Genomic DNA, 13,744 nt, shown 5'->3' with positions numbered 1-13,744 from the left:
TCCCGAGTATGCAGCCGTGGCGCGAGAGCATAAGCCTGGACATTGGAACGAGATGTTGCCGCTCCGGCAACAATGCGCTGGAGCGCCCCGTACACCCGTCCGCAGGCGCCTGCGCGCGTGCTGCCCCGGACCCGCACCCGCAGGTTTCGCGCGCCCTGCGCGGCGCTTGTGACGGGCTCGGGCGGCGCGTACTGTGCCCGCATGCACTCCCTTACGACTCGCGGTCCTCGGCTCTGCGGCCTCGCTGGAGCCGCGCTGGGGTTGCTGGCGGCTTGCGGCGACGACGGCCGCGACACCGGCTTCGCCAGCGCCAGCGCCGGCATCACCACCGTCCCCGGGCCGACCACGGCCCCGCCGGGCACGACCACGGGCGAGGCGACCACCGGCACCAGCGACGACGGCACCGGCACCACGACGGACGCGGCGGGCACGACCGGGCCGACCACCACCGACGCCTCGAGCACGAGCACCGGTCCGGCGACGACCACCGGCGCGGCGAAGTTCGACCTCGGGGCCATGCCGGACGTCGGCATGACCGAGTGCGTGGATTGCTCGCTCACCATCGATTCGCAGCAGTCGGGCACGCTGGCGATCCTCGGCCAGAACATCTTCGCCACCGCCGAGCTCGAGGGCGAGATCGTCTACGCCCTGGGCAACGCCGGCCCCGGCCGCTTCATCGCCACCGCCGACAGCAGCCTCCCGTTCAACGAGCAGTCCGACTGCCCGATCCGCGAGTGGCTGGCCGGCAGCCCCGACCCGAACCCCAAGCTGTTCTGGTGGGGCTGGGGTCCGTCGGACGGTCCCGCCAATTGGAACTACCCCGGCGATTCGTCGGGCATCCACCTGCCGCCGCAGTACGTCGGCAACCCCGCCCAGCTCGCCGCCGACTACGACATCGTGATGTACCTCGAGGGCTCGGGCCAGTTCGACGGCGGCGAGCAGCCGACCGACGAGGAGATGCAGACGCTGCTCGAGTACGTCACCGTCCACGGCGGCGGCGCGTACATCAGCTCGGAGTTCGCGGGGTATTTGCAGCCCGCCGACTACGCGAGCATCAATCGCGTGCTGATGCCGCTCGGGGTCGAGGCGCTCCAGGTCAACCTCAATTGGGGCGACGTGAACGGCCAGATCGAGTTCACCTGCTTCCCCGCCCCGGTCGGCTGAGCCCGCTGACGGCAGCGCGCGCGACCTGCTTGGGGCGAAGCCGACGTCGGCTTGGAGCCGGCCGCGCCGCGGTGTTATCCTGCGGGTCGAGGCCTCGGTGACCGATCCCCACGACCGTCCCCCCGCCGAAGCGGTGCTGCCCCCGATGATGGACGCCGTCGCCACGCTCTTGCGCGGCGTCGGCGAGGACCCGGCCCGCGACGGCCTCGAGCGCACGCCCGAGCGCGTCGCCAAGGCGCTCCGGTTCCTCACCAGCGGCTACGACCAGTCGCTCGAGACCATCCTCAACGGCGCGATCTTCGACGTCGGCCACGACGAGATGGTGCTCGTCCGCGACATCGACCTGTTCAGCCTGTGCGAGCACCACATGCTGCCGTTCATCGGCCGCGCGCACATCGGCTACATCCCCGACCGCAAGGTCGTCGGCCTGTCGAAGCTCGCCCGCGTGGTCGAGATGTTCGCCCGCCGCCTGCAGGTCCAGGAGCGGCTGACGCGGCAGGTCGCCGAGGCCGTCCAGGAGGTGCTGCAGCCGCACGGCGTCGGCGTCGTCATCGAGGCCAGCCACATGTGCATGATCATGCGCGGGGTGCAGAAGCCGAACTCGTGGACGGTGACCTCGTCGATGGTCGGCGTGTTCCAGGACAACCTCAACACGCGCCAGGAGTTCCTCAACCTCATCCGCCACAAAGTGGTGTTCTAGCGCGGAGGGTCGCCGATGGAGATCTTCCGCGTCTACCACTTCGAGGCCGCGCACCGCCTGCCCGCCGTCCCGCCCGGCCACAAGTGCAGCCGGCTGCACGGCCACTCGTACGCGATCGACGTGCGCGTGCGCGGCCCGGTCGGGGCCGACACCGGCTGGATCATGGACCTGGGCGACCTCGACGTCGCCTGGGAGCCGCTGCACCGGGTCCTCGACCACAACTACCTCAACGAGGTCGAGGGCCTCGAGAACCCGACCAGCGAGCTGCTGGCGCGGTGGATCTGGCGCCGCCTCAAGCCGTCGCTGCCGCTCCTGTGCGAGGTCGGCGTGCGCGAGACCTGCACCTGCGGCTGCATCTACCGCGGCGAGGACGAGGACGAGCGCCGGCCGGCGACCTGAGGTCCGCGATGACCGCGAGCACCGGCGAACGCGAGCTCGTCACGATCGAGCTCTACAAGGAGGCGATGAAGTTCTCGGCCGGGCACTTCACGATCTTCTCGGCCGACCGGCGCGAGCGGATGCACGGCCACAACTTCGCGGTCCAGGTCAGCATCACCGGCGAGCCCGACGACAACGGGATGATGGGCGACTACGGCCAGTTCAAGCGCATCGTCTCGGGCCTGTGCGCCGGCCTCGACGAGTGGTTCCTCCTGCCGGGCCGCTCGCCGCACCTCAAGCTGCGCGACGACGGCGAGTGCGTGTACGCCGAATTCGCCGGCCGGACGCTCCCGTTCTTGCGCAGCGAGGTGCAGGTGCTGCCGATCCGCAACATCACCGTCGAGGAGCTGGCGCGGTACCTGTGCGCCCGCCTGGTCGACGACGGCCAGGTCCTCGCGGTCGCGCCGATCCACGCGCTCACGGTCAAGGTCTCGTCCGGCCCGGGTCAGCTCGGCGCGGCGAGCTGGCGGAGGGGCGCGTGAGCGCGGCCGCCGACGCCGTGGTCCTCACGGGCGGCAGCGCCGGCATCGGCCAGGCGATCGCGGCCCGCTCGCGCGCCGACGGCCGGCGCGTCATCAACCTGTCCCGCAGGCCATGTCCCGTCGACGGGGTGGAGAACCTCGCGGTCGACCTCGGCGACGCCGCGGCGGTCGCCGACGCGGTGGTCCGCGTGCGCGACCTCCTCGGCGCCCGCGCCCGCGTCCACCTGGTCCACAACGCCGCCTTCCCGATCGCCGACGCCGTCACCGAATTCGACGCCCGCGCCTGCGAGCAGGCCATGCGGATCAACGTCGTCACCCCGGCCGAGCTGACCGCCGGCCTGCTGCCGACCATGGCGCCCGGCTCGTCGGTGATCTTCATCGGCTCGACGCTGTCGGAGAAGGGCGTGCCCGGCCGCCTGACCTACTGCGCCAGCAAGCACGCGCTGGTCGGCCTGCTGCGCGCCACCGTGCAGGACCTGTTCGGCGCCGGCATCCACGCCGTGTGCGTGTGCCCGGGCTTCGTCGACACCCCGCTACTCGACCCGCTGCGCGCGCGCGGCCCCGAGGTCATGCGGCAGGTGCTCGGCATGATCTCGTACGGCCGCCTGCTGACCCCCGAGGAGGTCGCCGACATCGTCGCGTTCTGCCTCGAGCGGCCGTCGCTCAACGGCGCGATCATCCACGCCAACCTCGGCCAGCGCGAGAGCTGAGGCTCAGGCGCCGAACACCGGGCGGAAGATCATCGCCGCGAGGATCCCGAGGATCAGCGCCGCGAACGCGACCACGTGGAGGCGCCCTGCTCCGCGCTCGGCCGCGCTCACGACCACCACGTGGGCCGCGAGCGACAGCCCGAGCCCGAGCAAGATCCACAGCTCGGTCAACGGGATCGCCGACAGCGTCGCCAGGGCGAACCCGCCGCACCAGGCGATGAACAGCCCCGTCGAGGCGATCTGATGCGTCGCCCGGCGCCGCTCCTCGCGGGTCTTCGCCAGCAGCGACGCGCCCGAGCCGGCGATGAACAGCATCACGCCGGCGAACTTCGCCAACAACACGAGATGAACGGCAGGCGTCTCCACCCCGCGAGGATAACCGAGCGACCCCGGCGGCGCGCCCGCGACGACGGGTCGCAGCACTATGATCAATCGGCGGCGCGCCCGCCCCGCCGACGGATTTGCGAGGAGCGCGGCCCGGTTGCGACCGTGCGTCGCAGGGCCGCGACCGGTCGCCTCGTCGCGGGAATCGCGAGCCGCCCCGCCGCGGGTCGCGGTCGGACCCATCCTCGCGGGCTTGCGAGCGCACGCCGCGGCTGTGCGTCTCGAGCCCCGCACGCCAACGCATCACCGCCGGCTTGCGGGTGCGGAACTCGCTCGACCCCATCCGCAGGAGGACACGAGCTCACGCCGCGACTGCGCGTCTCGGCTCCTGCGCTCACTGCATCATCGCGGGCTTGCGAGTGCACTGATCTCGCGCTCGATCCCCATCCCCGCGAGGACGCGGGAGCGTCGCCACGACCGCCGTCTCGATTGTCGCGCTCGAGCCCATCACTCCGCGATCGCAAGCACCTCACGAATGCAGGTCCCAGTCGAGCGAGCGACCCCGCGTCAGGGATTGCGAGCGCCGACCATCACGGCGCGCCTGCGATCGCGCGCTCGATCACGCGACTGCTCGCTGGCCGAGCGTCCTGACCGTTCGGGGCCGAGGCGACAGCGAGGATGTACGACGAGCGCGCGTCATGGTTCAGCCTGGTGCCCCGTTCGCGCTGCGCTCGGGCGCATCGGACTGTGGGCCCCGGACGATCGGCGGACCGGTGACCTCGGACCGCGACCGCGAGCCCGCAGCGGGTCGCCCTTGGGTTACACTGCGGTCGTGCACGTCGGCGCGAAACCTCTCGAGGCCGCCACCTCCGTGTATCGCCAGACCACGCGCGGCCAGTGGCTCGTGTTCGTCGGCGTCGTGCTGGCGATGGTCTACAGCCCGACGAACGCGACGGTGCAGGAGCTGCAGGCCCGCGGGCTCGCCGTCGAGAGCTGGCAGATGTTCGCCGTCGGTCTGGCAGGAGCCGGGGTGTACGTCGCGTCCGCCTGGCCGCTGTGGTGGGTGCTCGACGCCCTGCCGCTCACGCCCGGGCGGCGCGCGCGACACGGGCTGCTCCGCGTGCTGCTGGGCGTCGGCTACGTCGCGCTCGACGCGGTCGTGACCCTCGCGTTCCTCGGCCTGGCGGTCGCGCTGCTGGGCGCGGACCCGGGCGTGATCGCGGCGCACATGCAGCCGGGCGAGGTCGTCGTGCGCGGGACGGCCGGCTTCGCCGTGCTGGTGCTCGCCCACGCGGTGCTGCAGCGGGCCCACGAACGGGTCGAGCGCGAGGTGCTCGCGCGCTCGCTGGCGCGAGCGAACCTGCGCGCGCTGTCGCTCGAGCTGCGCCCGCACTTCCTGTTCAACACCCTCAACGGGATCGCCGCGCTCGTCCGTGACGACCCGCGGCGCGCCGAGCGGATGCTCATCGGGCTCGGCGACCTGCTGCGGCTGACGCAGCAGGCCGGCGCGGAGGGGCAGGTGCCGCTGCGCCGCGAGCTCGAGCAGGTCGACCTCTACCTCGAGCTGCAGGCGATGCGCTTCGGTCCGCGGCTGACCGTCGTCCGCGACGTCGATCCCGCGGTCCTCGGCGCGCGGGTGCCGGGCATGCTCCTGCAACCGCTCGTCGAGAACGCGCTCGCCCACGGCATCGGCCCGCGTCCCGGTCCGGGGCGGCTCAGCCTCGGCGCCCGTCGCGAGGGCGAGACGCTGGTGCTGCGCGTCCACGACGACGGCGTCGGCCTGGCGCCGGAGCGGCGCGAGCGGACCGGCGTCGGCACCACGCGAGCGCGGCTGGCGGCGATGTTCGGCGAGGCGGCCCGCTTCACTCTGGCGCCGGCCGACGGCGGCGGCACGGCGGCCGAGCTGCGGCTCCCCTTCCAGCCCTGGCAGGCGGCATGACGGCGCTCCGGGTCATCATCGCCGACGACGAGCCGCTGGCGCGCAGCCGGCTGCGGGCGCTGCTCGCCGATCACGCGGACATCGAGGTCGCGGCCGAAGCCGAGGATGCCGACGCCGCGCTCCAGGCGATCCGCGGCGAGCGACCCGACCTCGTCCTGCTCGACATCGAGATGCCGGGGATCGACGGCGTCGCGCTGGCGCGGCGGCTCCACCTGACGCCCGCGCCGCTGATCGTGTTCGTCACCGCGTACGCCGACCACGCCGTCGACGCCTTCGAGACCGGCGCGATCGACTACTTGTTGAAGCCGTTCGACGAGGCCCGCCTGGCGACCGCGCTCAACCGCGTCCGGACGGCGCTGGCGGCCCGACGCGCGCTCGCCGGCGAGGCCGCGCCGACCTACCTCGAGCGCGTCGCCGTCACGCTCGGCAAGCGGACGATCTTCGTCGCCACCGCCAGCATCGACTGGCTGGCGGCCAGCGCCAACTACGTCGAGCTGCACGTCGGACCGGAGGTCCACCTGCTGCGCACGACCCTGAGCGCCCTCGAGGCCCAGCTCGACCCGCGCGTGTTCGTGCGGATCCACCGCTCCTACGCGGTCCGGCTCGACGCGGTCAAGGAGCTGCGCAGCGTCGGCGCCGGCGAGTACCGGCTGCTCCTCACCGGCGGCGTCGAGCTGCCGGTCAGCCAGCGCTACCGCGACCGCCTGCCGTGAGCGCAGCGGGGCATCCGCCCCCGTCCCACGCGACCGCCTGCCTTGAGCAGAACACCGACCTTCTCCCGGAGGCCGAGGCGTCGTGCCGTGAGCGTGACCTGCGCCCGTCCCACGGGCGGCCGCGTTCGTCCCGGAGACCCCGGCGTTCGTCCCACCCGGGCCGGCGCGTCGCCGCCGGTCGCGTAACTTTCGCCGCACACGAGGTCGGGCGATGTTGCAGAGATCGGCGGAGCGATTGTTCGTAGTTGCAGCGGCGCTGTCGCTGGCGTGTTCGACGAGCGACGAGTCGATCGTCGAGACCGACGCCGGTCGCGTGCGCGGCACGCTGACCGACGAGGTCCGCGTGTTCCAGGGCATTCCCTACGGCGAGCCGCCGGTCGGCGAGCTGCGCTGGCAGGCGCCGCGTCCCGCCAGCGCCTGGACCGAGGTCCGCGACGCCACGCGCCCGGGCAACCGCTGCCCGCAGGTCGGCACCGTGTACGTCGACATCGACAGCGACACCGAGGATTGTCTGTACCTCAACGTGACGACCCCGCGCGGGCCGGGCTCCCCGCGCCCGGTGATGGTGTGGATCCACGGCGACGGCGCGATCGGCTCCGGCGACCTGTTCGACGCCCGCCGGCTCGCCCGCGAGGGCGAAGTCGTGGTCGTGACGATCAACTTCCGCCTCGGCGTGTTCGGCGGGTTCGTCTACCCCGGCCTCGAGGGCTCGGGCACGTTCGGCCTGCAGGACCAGCAGCTCGCGCTGCAATGGGTCCAGCGCAACGCCGCGGCGTTCGGCGGCGACCCCGACAACGTCACGCTGTTCGGCGTCTCGTACGGCGCGACGGCGACGACCGCTCACATGACGTCGCCGACCGCCGAAGGGCTGTTCCACCGCGCGATCCTGCAGAGCGGCGAGGCGCTGATGGACGTCGTCCCGGGCGGCATGGGCCCGCAGGTACCTGCCGATCCGTGGCTGATGTGGGCCACGCGCGAGGAGCAGGAGCCGCTCGGCCTCTACGTCGCCGAGCAGCTCGGCTGCACCGATCCGGCGACGGCGCTGGCGTGCCTGCGCGGCCTGTCGGTCGCGCAGATCCTCGCGGTCCCGGCGGTCATGCACATGTTCCAGCCCTACGTCCCCGGCGACGCGATCCTCCCCGAGAACCCGGGCGAGGCGCTGCGCGCCGGCCGGTTCCGCGCGATGCCGGTGCTCGCCGGCCACACGCGCGACGAGCACCGCCTGTTCATCGGCCTGTTCCACGACGGCGCCGGCGCGCCGATCACCGCCGAACAATACCCCGACCTGCTCGCCACGGCCTTCGGCGAACAGGCCGAGGCGGTCGCGGCCGCCTACCCGCTCGCGGACTACCCCTCCGCGGGCGTGGCCTGGGCGCAGGTCTTGACCGACCGCATGTGGGCGCGGACGACCTTCGAACAGAACTCTGCGTTCGCCGAGCGCGCCCCGGTGTACTTTTATGAATTCGCCGAGGCGAGCGAGCACGACCTCCCGTTCTCCGCCGAGCTGCGCACCGGAGCGCTGCACGCCGACGACACCGAGTACCTGTTCGGCGACGGCTCGTCCTTGACGCCGGCGCGGTTGCGACTGTCGGAGCAGATGATCCACTACGCGGCGAACTTCGCCCGCACCGGCGATCCGAACGGCGAGCAGGTCCCGACCTGGGACCGCTTCACGGCGGCCAGCCCGAACGTGCTGGCGCTGGCGGCCGGCGAGGGCGGAATCCGGCCGATCGATCACCGGGACGAGCACAAGCTCGACTTCTGGGCGACGCAGCCCTGATTCGCGGTCGCGTCCAGGAGCGACGGACCGGGGGCCCGGCGAGGGGCGTGATTCAATTTCGGCACCCATTGCAGCAGCGCGTCGTCCTCGTCGGTGTTGGCTCCGTCGCGCTCTTGCGAATCGACAGGCTCATGATCTGCTGATAATCTCGCGATCGACTTGCAGGCACCGATCCCTGGTGGACAGCCGCGGGCAATCATCGCCCCGCGGCCGCCCCCCGACGCCGCGCGAATCGCAGACACACCGCGGCGCGTCGGAGGGTCGCGGACGGCGATCACCGCCCGCGACCGCGACGCTCAGAATTTCAGCGTCGCCACCGCCCCGATCTGCGCCTTGCTCACCTTTTTAAACGTAGCACGCATCAGCTCGCCGGCCGCGCAGTTCGCCAGGGCCGGGTTGCCCGCGTCGTCCTGCGGCGCCGAAGTCAGCACCGTCCCGTCCGGGCCCGCGATCGACAGCTTGATCGTCACCTTCTCGCCGCCGCGCGCGTGGACCCGGCAGCGGTCCAGCGCCGCGGCCTTGGCCGCGCGGGTGCCGTCGGCGATGTCAACCGGCTCGAGCTTCTCGGGCAAGCTGTCCCCAGGGACAGACGACGACGGCGGCTCGACCTTGGGCGGCGCGGCCGGCTTGGTCTTGCACTTGTCCGGCGAGAGCAAGCACTCGACGCTGTCCGACGCCGGCCCGGACGGGGCCGCCGGCGTCACCGGCTTGCTCGGCGCGGGCTTGTCGGCGCTCGGCGTCACCGGCTTGATCGTCGGCTTGCGCGGGCGCTTGCTCGACCCGGGCTCGGGGGTCTCGGCCGCGACGGCCGGCGCAGCGGGCTCGACCGCCTCCGGCTCGGCCTCGGGCTCCGGCTCCGGCTCGGCCGCCGACGCGACCACCATCGGCGCCTGCGAGATGTGCCGCTCGATGATCACCGGCGCCGGCGTCGGCCCGCGCGTCGCCAGGAACCCGGCGAGTCCCATCATTCCGAGCGCCACCACGCCGAGCAGCAGGTACAGCGGCATCGGCGGCGGCGCCGTGGTCGCCCGCGGACGCACCGGCGTCGGCGGGATCACCAGCGGCGCGGCCGTCAGCTCGCTGAAGCGGGGCGCTCGCGCCTGCGGCCGCTCGGCCTGAATCACGGCACCGAGCGCGCGCACGTCGATGAGCCCCGAGCCGTCGGTCGGCTCCGGCGCGGGTGCCGGTCGCTTCGCCACCGCCAGCGGCGCAGGCGCATCGGCGGCGGGGCCGGCCTCGAGCGCGCGCAAGCTGGCGAGCGAGAACAACACCGAGTTTTCGTTGCGGGCGCCCATCATGCGGCCCGCGCCTCGAACCTCACGGCCGGCGATCGACTCGCCGCACCGGCTGCACCGCGGGGTCGAGGACGCGCCCGCGGCGGACAAGATCAGGGCACCATGGTGATCGCATACGAGGGTCATGACGGCGTACCTTCCATTCGCCGCGACTCCCCGCGACGGACAGGACCGTGGGACCGCCGTCGCTGGAGCGTGCGCCGAGGAAATGAGGCTGCTTCCCCGAACGACCGCGCGGCGCGATCGATCTACGCCGCGAGGTCGACCGCCCCCGCCGTCACCGGGGCGGCAGCTGGAGCACCACGAATTCCTCGTCGTCGGGCCGCCCGTCGCCGCGGTGGCGCCCGACGCTGAACGGAAGATTATTGTCGTTGGCGACCAGCATTCGGTCCTGCGGGAGCAGCACCAGGCTCTCGATGGTGACGAACGGCATGGCGAAGCGCCCCTCGCCCACACCCACATCACCCGCGACCGCCGGCGCGAGCCCGTGCGGATCGGCGATCGCCAGCAGATCGACCTGCGTCACCGCCCGGCTCGTCGCGCCCGCGGCGCCGAGCTCGAGCGCGCGGACCGCCTTGAACCCGCCGAGCTCGCCCTCGCTGTCGTCGCGCTCGATCACGAACCCGCGCCCGCCCGCGTCGAGCTGGAAGTCGGCCGCCGCCGCCGCGCGCGGCTCCAGGCGATGGATCCACCGCCTGTCGGTATATGTCCTTTGCGACAGGTCATACTCGAAGACCCACACCTCGCCCGCGGGCGCCCCCGCGACCGGCTTCTCGAGCATCGGCAGCAGCGCCGGCGGCGAGCTCTGCAGCGCCATGCCCTCGAACCCGCCGCTGGACGCGACCTGCGGCGGCTCCGTTTGCTTCGTCACGCCGCGCGTCCAGGCGAGCCCCGCCAGCCACGGCCTCCGCTCCCACGGCCCGCGCGGGAGGTTGACCCCGTCGGCCAACAAGAACACCGTGCCGATCGCCGGCGCCCGGTCCTGTACCTGCAACAGGGTGCGAAAGTCGAAGCTCTGCACCCACGCCCGCTCGGTCACCCCGGCGGCGACGATCGCTCCGCTCACGCGCTCGGCGAACCGCGCCGCGAATGCGTCCTCCGGCGTCAACTTGGTCTCGACGCTGAATCGCACCTGCCGGGCGTTGGCCGCCCGCCGCGCCGCCTCCGGGTGGCTCGCGCCTGTCCCCGTCGCATAGTGGTCGGCGTAGGCCGCGACGAAGCGCAGCCACTGCGCCAGCGTCGGCGGCGTGTACGGATCGGCGAGCCCCTCGGCGGCGGCGAACGCGACCGCCACCGGCGACAGCGCGCGGTCGTGGGTCTGTTCGGGGCCGCGCACCAGCCCGTCGCACACGAACCGCCGCTGCAGCTCCGCGGCCGTCAGCGCCCGCACCTGCCGCGGCACCTCGCCGCCGAGCGTGTCGCGGCACTTGTGAACGTCGAGCGCCGGATCGTGCCCGAGCACCGGCACGTCGTCCGCGGTCAGCACGACGTCGGTCTCGAGCGTCGTCACCAGCTCGTCGAGCGCCGCCTCCATCGCCGGCAACGTGTTCTCCGGCCGCAGGTCGCGCGCGCCGCGATGACCCTGCAGATCGATCTTGTCGCGCCGGACAAGGCCGTCCGCGCCGATCAGCTCCGGCAGCCCGTCGCCGTCGCCGTCGAAGCTGCGCGCCGCCTGATACAGTAGATCGGGCCGGTCGGAGAGGATGCCGTCGACCCCGAGGCGCATCAGCGCGTGGATGCGCGCGACCTCGTTGACCGTCCACACCACCACCGGGAAGCCGGCCGCGCGCAGCGAATTCACGTCGAACAGCTCGCGCCCGAGCTCGACCGGCGCGTCGTCGACGACCATCGCGTGGTGCGGCGAAACCACCGGCGGCCGCGTCGCCCCGCGCTGCGCGGCGCGCCAGCCCACCGCGTTCATCAGCCGCAGCGCCGCGTTCTCCTCGTAGTCCGGGCTCTGCGGCGAGCGCAAGGGGAGCCCGGGCTGCGCGACGTCCGGCGACGCGATCGGGGGCTCCAGCAAGGCCCCGTCGGCCGACGTGTGGAGCAAGAACGGCCCGAACTCGTCGCCGAACCACAGCGTCCCGTCGGGCGCGCGCTGCATCGACTCCGGGTCGAAGTCGGCGCCGGTCAGCACCCGCGCGTCGCTGAATTGCTGGACGATGGGGAACCCGACCTTGCGCTCCGGGTCGCGCAGCTCGAAGTACCCGACCACCTCCACCGCGCCGCTGCCCCCATTCGCCGTGCGCGAATCGATCCGCAATGTATAGACCCGCAGGTGGAAATCCGCCGAGTTCTCGATCTTCCCGTAGCCGTTGTCCGCGAGCGCCAGGTACGTCCCGTCGCCGTTCGCCACCAGCGCCGAGAACCCCTGCACCGGCTGCGACCCGAACGGCGCCTGCTGCCCGTGGATCGGCGCCGGACCGAGCCGCGCGCCCGAGGGCGGCCCGGGCGCGAACGTGGCCGCCGGCAGCACCGCGCGCCCGACCAGCGTCGCCGGGGGCCCCGGGACCGGCCCGCCGCACGCGCACGCGAATGCCAGCACCAGCGCGCGCCGCATCCCTCAGCCCCGCGTCTCCTCGGCCATCCGGGCCGCGTTCCCGGCGAGCTCCGCCGCCTGCGTCCACGGCAGCCGCGACCCCACGGCCTCCTCGTCCACCGACGCCGGCGCACCGATCCTCGCCGCGAACACCTCGACCTGCGGGTGCGCGCGCCGACCGGCGACCGTCGCCTCGAAGCGCTCGCGGAACCTCGGGGTGCCCGTCATGAGCCCGCGCGATTTGGCCCGCGCCGGCGACCCCTGTCAAGCAGGCTCAGGCCGCCATCGCCGCCGTGCGCACGTGCTCCGGCGTGATCCCGAAGTGCTCGCGCACCTGCTCGATCGGCCAGGTCAACATCGCCGCCCAGTCGGCCCCGAACAGCGGCCGCGTCGCCTTGCCGAGGCGCCAGCCGCGGGTGATCGCCTCCATCCGCCGGTCGCCGTCCTCGTGGTTGAACAGCATCCCGTTGAGCAGCCCCGCCGACAGCAGCAGGTGCCCGAGCGGCGACTGCAGCTGCGCGATGTAGAACGCCTGCAGCCCGAGCTCGCCGGCCACGTCGGTGTCGAAGCCGAGCACCGTGTGCCACAGGTCGTGGCTGCGCTCGAGGTGGCGCTTCAGCTGCGCCGTGTCGTCGGAGGTGTCGAGCGCGCTGTGATAGACCCCCGTCGGGTCGAGCTTGCGCTCGTCGAGGAACCTGGCGAATTCGCGCCCCAGGCTGCCCTCCGGCAGCGCGCGCAGGTCCGCGAGCTCGAGCTGCAGCGGCGGCAGCGGGCGGGCCAGGTACGCCTTCACCTCCGGGCGGCCCAGCATGCGCCGCAGGCCGGGCGATTCGTCGACCGAATCGGCGAGGGCGAACACCAGGTCGAGGCGGTCGGTGTCGCGGACGAGGCGGACGTAGGTGCTGGCGAAGCGGAACAGGCCGACGATCTTGCGCATACGAGTCACTCCTTGCGGGGCTTGCGGAGAAGATGAGCCTTTGCTCAGATCCTCGCTACTCGCTTTTGTCCCGTGGCCACCACCGCCCGCAAGAAGCCCGTCAAACGCCGCCGCAGCCCGATTCAGAGCCGGGGCCAGGCCACCGTCGATGCCATCGTCGAGGCGGCCGCTCAGATCTTGGCGCGCAAGGGTCCGGCCGCCGCGACCACCAACGCCGTGGCCGCGCGCGCCGGCGTCAGCATCGGCACCCTCTACCAGTACTTCGCCGACCGCGAGGCGCTGCTGCAGGAGATCGGTCGTCGCCACGTCGCCGAGATGCAGGCCGTGCTCGCCGGCGCCCTCACCGGTATCGACGGCCTGGCGCTGCCGGCCGCGGTCGATCGCCTCGTCGCCGCGATCGTCGCCATGCACCGCGTGGCCCCGCGGCTGCACCAGGCGCTGCACCAGTCGCTGGCCCGCGATCACCTCGACACGATCGACGCCTTCGAGGTCGCCGTCGAGGGTATGGTCTCGCGCGCCCTCGAGACCCGCGACGAGCTCGACCTCTCGCACCCGGAGCTCACCGCCACGGTGCTGGTCCGCGGCCTCGGCGGCCTGATCCGCACCACCATCCGCCGCGAGCCCGAGCGCCTCGACGACCCCGCCCTCGCCCTCGCCATGCGCGCGATGATCCTCGGCACCCTCGGCGAGAGCCGCCGCCGCGCGTGAGCCCCGCGCATTCGA

At 72.9% G+C, this 13,744-nt stretch carries 14 protein-coding genes; 9 read left to right on the top strand and 5 right to left on the bottom strand.

Annotated elements, in window-relative coordinates:
• The first annotated feature begins 201 nt into the window (after positions 1-201).
• The 5 genes from NAEX_RS34260 to NAEX_RS34240 all read left to right on the top strand — a co-directional run bounded on the left by NAEX_RS34260 (position 202) and on the right by NAEX_RS34240 (position 3,494).
• The gene (locus NAEX_RS34260; RefSeq protein WP_143141034.1) at positions 202-1,164 is read left to right on the top strand and encodes a hypothetical protein; all 963 of its coding nucleotides are present in this window, start codon (positions 202-204) and stop codon (positions 1,162-1,164) included.
• Positions 1,165-1,309: 145 nt separating this feature from the next.
• On the top strand, positions 1,310-1,864 hold the full coding sequence (gene folE, locus NAEX_RS34255; RefSeq protein WP_096333816.1) for a GTP cyclohydrolase I FolE: 555 nt from the start codon (positions 1,310-1,312) through the stop codon (positions 1,862-1,864).
• A gap of 15 nt (positions 1,865-1,879) precedes the next feature.
• Positions 1,880-2,263 (top strand): 6-carboxytetrahydropterin synthase QueD, encoded by a 384-nt coding sequence (gene queD, locus NAEX_RS34250; protein ID WP_096331686.1) that lies wholly within the window; start codon positions 1,880-1,882, stop codon positions 2,261-2,263.
• A gap of 8 nt (positions 2,264-2,271) precedes the next feature.
• Entirely contained in the window at positions 2,272-2,784 is a 513-nt protein-coding gene (locus tag NAEX_RS34245) for a 6-pyruvoyl trahydropterin synthase family protein (RefSeq protein ID WP_096331685.1), read from the top strand.
• Positions 2,781-3,494 (top strand): SDR family NAD(P)-dependent oxidoreductase, encoded by a 714-nt coding sequence (locus tag NAEX_RS34240; protein WP_170136229.1) that lies wholly within the window; start codon positions 2,781-2,783, stop codon positions 3,492-3,494. The genes NAEX_RS34245 and NAEX_RS34240 overlap by 4 nt, the downstream gene beginning before the upstream one ends.
• A 3-nt stretch (positions 3,495-3,497) precedes the next feature.
• Here the strand turns inward: NAEX_RS34240 and NAEX_RS34235 are convergent, their stop codons facing one another.
• On the bottom strand, positions 3,498-3,860 hold the full coding sequence (locus tag NAEX_RS34235) for a hypothetical protein (RefSeq protein WP_143141035.1): 363 nt from the start codon (positions 3,858-3,860) through the stop codon (positions 3,498-3,500).
• 790 nt (positions 3,861-4,650) lie between these two features.
• Between NAEX_RS34235 and NAEX_RS51145 the strand changes: the two genes are divergently transcribed.
• The 3 genes from NAEX_RS51145 (at position 4,651) to NAEX_RS34220 (ending at position 8,250) form a co-directional block, all read left to right on the top strand.
• Positions 4,651-5,757 carry a sensor histidine kinase gene (locus NAEX_RS51145; protein ID WP_096331682.1) on the top strand — a complete coding sequence of 369 codons (1,107 nt, stop codon included), beginning with the start codon at positions 4,651-4,653 and terminating at the stop codon, positions 5,755-5,757.
• Positions 5,754-6,470, top strand: coding sequence for a LytR/AlgR family response regulator transcription factor (locus tag NAEX_RS34225; RefSeq protein ID WP_096331681.1), 717 nt, complete (start codon positions 5,754-5,756; stop codon positions 6,468-6,470). Before NAEX_RS51145 ends, NAEX_RS34225 begins: the two co-directional genes overlap by 4 nt.
• Before the next feature lie 211 nt (positions 6,471-6,681).
• Positions 6,682-8,250, top strand: a complete 1,569-nt coding sequence (locus tag NAEX_RS34220; protein ID WP_096331680.1) for a carboxylesterase/lipase family protein — start codon at positions 6,682-6,684, stop codon at positions 8,248-8,250.
• Between the two features lie 296 nt (positions 8,251-8,546).
• Here the strand turns inward: NAEX_RS34220 and NAEX_RS51140 are convergent, their stop codons facing one another.
• The 4 genes from NAEX_RS51140 to NAEX_RS34200 form a co-directional block, all read right to left on the bottom strand.
• Entirely contained in the window at positions 8,547-9,548 is a 1,002-nt protein-coding gene (locus NAEX_RS51140; RefSeq protein ID WP_096331679.1) for a hypothetical protein, read from the bottom strand.
• A gap of 274 nt (positions 9,549-9,822) precedes the next feature.
• On the bottom strand, positions 9,823-12,105 hold the full coding sequence (locus tag NAEX_RS52415; RefSeq protein ID WP_096331678.1) for an esterase-like activity of phytase family protein: 2,283 nt from the start codon (positions 12,103-12,105) through the stop codon (positions 9,823-9,825).
• A 3-nt stretch (positions 12,106-12,108) separates the two neighbouring features.
• Positions 12,109-12,312, bottom strand: a complete 204-nt coding sequence (locus NAEX_RS34205; RefSeq protein ID WP_096331677.1) for a hypothetical protein — start codon at positions 12,310-12,312, stop codon at positions 12,109-12,111.
• Between the two features lie 46 nt (positions 12,313-12,358).
• A complete protein-coding gene (locus NAEX_RS34200; protein ID WP_096331676.1) occupies positions 12,359-13,021 on the bottom strand; it encodes a Coq4 family protein in 663 nt (220 codons plus the stop codon).
• Between the two features lie 72 nt (positions 13,022-13,093).
• Here NAEX_RS34200 and NAEX_RS34195 point away from each other — a divergent pair, with 72 nt between their 5' ends.
• Positions 13,094-13,729, top strand: a complete 636-nt coding sequence (locus tag NAEX_RS34195; RefSeq protein ID WP_143141036.1) for a TetR/AcrR family transcriptional regulator — start codon at positions 13,094-13,096, stop codon at positions 13,727-13,729.
• The last annotated feature ends 15 nt before the right edge of the window (positions 13,730-13,744 follow it).

Origin of the sequence: Nannocystis exedens (assembly GCF_002343915.1) — a bacterium.
In the GTDB taxonomy this organism is placed as follows: domain Bacteria; phylum Myxococcota_A; class Polyangia; order Nannocystales; family Nannocystaceae; genus Nannocystis; species Nannocystis exedens.
This window is presented reverse-complemented; position numbering and strand designations above follow the sequence as displayed.

What these genes read in the sequence shown, in the direction of transcription:
- NAEX_RS34260 (WP_143141034.1), top strand. Translation starts at nt 202, where the DNA reads ATGCACTCCCTTACGACTCGCGGTCCTCGGCTCTGCGGCCTCGCTGGA.
- folE (WP_096333816.1), top strand. Translation starts at nt 1,310, where the DNA reads ATGATGGACGCCGTCGCCACGCTCTTGCGCGGCGTCGGCGAGGACCCG.
- queD (WP_096331686.1), top strand. Translation starts at nt 1,880, where the DNA reads ATGGAGATCTTCCGCGTCTACCACTTCGAGGCCGCGCACCGCCTGCCC.
- NAEX_RS34245 (WP_096331685.1), top strand. Translation starts at nt 2,272, where the DNA reads ATGACCGCGAGCACCGGCGAACGCGAGCTCGTCACGATCGAGCTCTAC.
- NAEX_RS34225 (WP_096331681.1), top strand. Translation starts at nt 5,754, where the DNA reads ATGACGGCGCTCCGGGTCATCATCGCCGACGACGAGCCGCTGGCGCGC.
- NAEX_RS34220 (WP_096331680.1), top strand. Translation starts at nt 6,682, where the DNA reads ATGTTGCAGAGATCGGCGGAGCGATTGTTCGTAGTTGCAGCGGCGCTG.
- NAEX_RS51140 (WP_096331679.1), bottom strand. Translation starts at nt 9,548, where the DNA reads ATGATGGGCGCCCGCAACGAAAACTCGGTGTTGTTCTCGCTCGCCAGC.
- NAEX_RS52415 (WP_096331678.1), bottom strand. Translation starts at nt 12,105, where the DNA reads ATGCGGCGCGCGCTGGTGCTGGCATTCGCGTGCGCGTGCGGCGGGCCG.
- NAEX_RS34205 (WP_096331677.1), bottom strand. Translation starts at nt 12,312, where the DNA reads ATGACGGGCACCCCGAGGTTCCGCGAGCGCTTCGAGGCGACGGTCGCC.
- NAEX_RS34200 (WP_096331676.1), bottom strand. Translation starts at nt 13,021, where the DNA reads ATGCGCAAGATCGTCGGCCTGTTCCGCTTCGCCAGCACCTACGTCCGC.